The 3,441-nt window shown below is 61.2% G+C and carries 2 protein-coding genes and 1 pseudogene; all 3 read left to right on the forward strand.

What is annotated here, in order from left to right; all coding sequences use genetic code 11:
• Nucleotides 1–895: pseudogene (locus WCB02_RS39780) on the forward strand (sodium:solute symporter); the annotation flags it as partial.
• Nucleotides 896–959: 64 nt separating this feature from the next.
• Nucleotides 960–1,253: a hypothetical protein gene (locus WCB02_RS39785; protein WP_423967950.1), complete on the forward strand. Its 294-nt coding sequence runs from the start codon at nt 960–962 to the stop codon at nt 1,251–1,253.
• Nucleotides 1,254–1,318: 65 nt separating this feature from the next.
• Entirely contained in the window at nt 1,319–2,644 is a 1,326-nt protein-coding gene (locus WCB02_RS39790) for an LLM class flavin-dependent oxidoreductase (protein ID WP_423967952.1), read from the forward strand.
• Nucleotides 2,645–3,441 lie beyond the last annotated feature (797 nt).

The following is a 3,441-nucleotide window of genomic DNA, read 5'->3' on the forward strand; positions in this document are numbered from 1 at the left end:
CATGATCACCGTGCCGGCCGCCATCGTGGTGGCGGCCGTCTACGCCAAGGTGCCAGGCGGCACCCAGGCGGTGTTCGACGCCGCCGGCGCGGCCGACGCGCGGAATCTCTCGGTGCTGCGGCCGGACGCCGCGGCCGGCTTCGGCATTACGTTGGCCTTCGGTCTTTTGGCGGCAACCGTATCCGACCAGACATTCTGGCAGAAGGTGTGGGCGGTGAAGAGCCGTGACGTGGGCCGCACCTTCCTCTGGGCCGGCGCGCTGTTCTATCCGATTCCGATCTGCCTCGGCATGCTGGGGCTGGTCGGCATCGCCTATGGCCTCAAGCCGGCCGACATCGGCGGCGATATCGTCGCCATCGGCCCCTACATCGTCTCGCATATCGGTCTCGGATTGACGCTGGTGCTACTCTATGTGCTGGTCATTCTCGCCGCCTGCTATTCGACCATCGACGGCGCCAGCGCCGCGCTTTCCTCAATCGTGGCCGTCGACATCGTCAAGCGATATTTTCCGCTGACGTCGGAGAGCCGCCTGTTCGTGATCACGAAGCTGTCCGTGCTGGCGGGCGGTATCGTCGCCACGCTGATCGTCCTTTCCGGACTCGACTTCACCACGCTCGTGCTGACGACCTATGCGCTCAAGACATCGATCCTGCTGCCGCTGGTGCTGTCAATCCTCTGGCCTAAAACCAACATGGTCGGTTTCGTCGGCGGGATTGCCGCCGCGATCTTGATCGGGATGCCGATCTACGAGATGGCGGGCGAGCTGATCGGAACGCTTTCCATCGTCGCCATCAGCGGTCTGACGGTGCTGGTCGCGGGGTTTATCGGCGGCAGGAACTTCGACCTCAGCGGGTTGAAGGGGATCAACGACGAGGTCTCGGCGCCGGCAGAATAGACATCGAACAGCGCCCATGCCTGGCACATGGGCATCCCTCACAACATCATCACAGGAGCTAACCATGTACGCACTCATCACCATCGTCGGCATCGTCGTCACATTGTTCTTCCTCGCCGGGTTCTGGCGCGGGTTGATGAACGCCATTGCCGAATATCGCGCTGGAGGGCCCGAGCCCCACAACGTGCCGGATTATCGGTACGGCGGCATCGCCGCGTTGTCGGTGGTGGCATCGGCTGCGATTATCGCGGGCGCCGGCTTCAGCCCGGCCATGATCTATGCCGGCCCGCTACTCGCGCTGGTCACCGCTGCCGGATGCGGGCTCGCCTTCTTCGTGGAAGACAAGCCCGCCAGTTGATGGATCAAAGCCGGTGGCCCAGCTCGAACCCGGTGCAGTGAATTCCTCAAACAGAAAGCATGGACATGACGACTCGGAACAAGAAGGCTCATCTGTTGGGATTCATTCAGCACGGGGTGAACAGTCATGCGACCGGCATGTGGCGTCATCCCAAGGACAAGGTGGGGTGGAACTTCTCGACGCCTGAATACTGGCAGCACTTGGCGAGGACCATGGAGCGCGGGCTGTTCGATGCGATGTTCATCGCTGACGAGCTTGCTCCCTACAACACCCACGAGAACAGCTCGGACGCGATCGTCAAGTGGGCGGTGCAATGCCCGACGCACGAACCTTCCACCATCGTTCCGATCATCACCACCGCAACCAGGCATCTCGGCGTCGGGGTCACGCTTTCGACGGCCTTCGAACATCCCTATTCGATGTGCCGCCGGCTTTCGAGCCTCGACCATCTCTCCGGCGGCAGGGTGGCGTGGAATATCGTGTCCTCCTATTCGAAAAGCGAGTGGGACGCCTATGGACACCAGATGACGGAGCGGAGCGGCCGTTACGAGCGGCTCGAGGAGTACATGGAGGTCTGCTACAAGCTCTGGGATTCGTGGGAACCCGGCGCGATCATTGCCGACAAGGCTTCCGGGATCTATGCGGATCCAGCGAAGATCAAGGTGGTCCACCACGAAGGCAAATACTACAAATGTGACGGCCGCCACTTCTGCGCCCCCTCGCCGCAAGGGCGCCCCGTTCTCTGGCAGGCAGGCTCGTCCGGACAAGGACGCGACTTCGCGGCGAAACACGCCGAAGCGATCTTCGCCGTTCACCCGAACGTAGACCGGATGAAGCAATATTGCACCGATCTGACCGAACGGCTTACCAACAAATTCGATCGCGCACCAGGTTCGGTAAAGCTGATCTACGGTCTTCAGACCGTGGTGGCGGAAACCCGCAGTGAGGCGCAGGAAAAATACGAAAGGATCAAGGCCTGCATTCCGCCGGAAGGCGCATTGGCCTGGATGTCCGGACATTTCGGGCTCGACTTCTCGACCTATCCTTCCGATGCCATCGTGCAGAACATTGAGGTGCCGGGAATCCAGGGATTGTTCGAATCGATCATCTACGCCAAGGGCGGCGCGCCAGTCACCGTGAAAGAGGCCGCCATGATCTATGCCCAGGGCATGGGAATGCCGGTTGCGGTCGGCACGGCGGCGGACATCGCCGACCAGATGGAACACTACATGGATGAGGGCGGGGCTGATGGGTTTATGCTGGCTGCGACCTACACCCCAGGCTGCTTTGAGGAGTTTGCCGATCTCGTCGTCCCGGAACTGCAAAGGCGTGGCAGGTTCCGGACCAAATACACTGGCGCAACTCTCCGGGACAATCTACTCGACAGCTGAGGGATCCGGACACTGCGAGTGACTGCTGACGTCAGGCTGAGTACCTTGTGCTGAGGATCCCGAATCGGCACCTATCTACCTTCGCCGGGGTTGATTCATCTGACAAAAGAGCCAGCAATTCCGCTATGGAAGTCAGACATTCGAGCCATTGAGTTGCGGCGCAGAAATGCTTGTGGGCGGCTGTGCACGTCCGCCTTACCTGCACGGCAAGCCCCTGCCGGGCCGGCGTGACCTGCTCAAGATGGCAAGCCGGCGAAGCCGGGCGCCTTCGAACAGCGCGAACCTTTACCTGATGGCGCCGATCCGGCTCCATGGTCGACGAGCAAGTGAGACACCGGTTACCAGGGCAGCCTCCGAGAGGGTGGCCCAGTCGTCAAGGGCATAGCAGCACGCTGGTTTTCCTGCAGGATGCGGCCGATTTGTCATCGTCGCACGAACCATGCGCGCATTCAGGTGCTGTCATTTGCGTCGCCGACACCAAACCGCATCGAGCCGTATGCTCGCTTTGGTCTCACAACTCAATCCGCGCCAGAAAGTCGGCGCCTGCTTCGGGAAGTGTGACAGCGCGTGTGGTGCGGGTGGACAGGGCGGCCCCCATCTCGCGTCGCCTCGTGCCGACTCTTCAGAAATTTGCGCCGCCTCCGTCACAGGTCAACATTATTTTCCCGCGCGACACATCGTGTCGGCCAACGTTGGTGCCTCTATCAAGATCGCGCCCAACCATTTCGCAGCCCGCTCGTTCCGGTGCAAACTGGTGTGTCCTGTGCATAGATTAAGCGGGTCACACAGGGCTAACC

The sequence above is a fragment of the Bradyrhizobium sp. genome, assembly GCF_049581145.1.
Taxonomy (GTDB): Bacteria; Pseudomonadota; Alphaproteobacteria; order Rhizobiales; family Xanthobacteraceae; genus Bradyrhizobium.